This is a genomic window from Kitasatospora papulosa, assembly GCF_000717245.1.
In the GTDB taxonomy this organism is placed as follows: Bacteria; Actinomycetota; Actinomycetes; order Streptomycetales; family Streptomycetaceae; genus Streptomyces; species Streptomyces papulosus.
The window spans coordinates 1-348 of record NZ_JNYQ01000078.1 but is presented as its reverse complement, the minus strand read 5'-3'; the positions used below and the strand labels follow the sequence as shown (position 1 = coordinate 348).

Annotated in this window: 1 protein-coding gene; it reads right to left on the bottom strand. The window is 64.9% G+C overall.

From position 1 onward, the window contains the following. Window positions 1-348: tetratricopeptide repeat protein (locus IA22_RS36280; protein WP_157840984.1), on the bottom strand; the 348-nt coding region annotated here is incomplete at both ends.

Genomic DNA, 348 nt, shown 5'->3' with positions numbered 1-348 from the left:
AGCCTCGGCCACTCGTCGCCCCAAGTCTGACGCTTCTTGAGCACGCCCGACCTCGCTGTAGGAGACGGCGAGCTGGTGGAGTGATTCGAGGGTGTCCGGATCTTCGGGGCCCAGCACTCGGGTACGAGCCTCGGCCACTCGTCGCCCCAAGTCTGACGCTTCTTGAGCACGCCCGGCCACGCCGTAAGAAACGGCGAGCTGGTGGAGTGATTCGAGGGTGTCCGGATCTTCGGGGCCCAGCACTCGGGTACGGGCCTCGGCCACTCGTTCCCTCAGGTCCAGAGCCTCTTGTTCACGGTCCAGCTGTTCGTACGTGAAGGTCAGTGCGTGGAGGGTATCGAGGGTGGC